Below are 247 nucleotides of genomic sequence, written 5' to 3' on the forward strand. Positions count from 1 at the left end.
CGATTAAAATCACGATTTTCGCCAGAAGAAAAGAGATTGAAATCATGAAGCTTGTCGGCGCGACAAACTGGTTTATCCGCTGGCCGTTCTTCCTGGAAGGGCTGCTGCTGGGGGTATTCGGTTCTATCATACCGATCGCTCTCGTGCTGAGTACGTACCAGTCGATGGTCGCTTGGGTGGCCCCGAAAGTTCAGGGATCATTTGTTTCACTTCTGCCGTACAGTCCGTTTGTATTCCAAGTATCACT

1 protein-coding gene is annotated in these 247 nt (G+C 49.4%); it reads left to right on the forward strand.

Annotated features, from left to right (window positions below; translation table 11 throughout):
* On the forward strand, window positions 1–247 hold a 247-nt coding region (locus R0K30_RS23005; RefSeq protein WP_410613289.1), incomplete at both ends, for an FtsX-like permease family protein.

It is taken from the genome of Bacillus sp. SIMBA_154, from assembly GCF_046536015.1.
Taxonomy (GTDB): Bacteria; Bacillota; Bacilli; order Bacillales; family Bacillaceae; genus Bacillus; species Bacillus pumilus_P.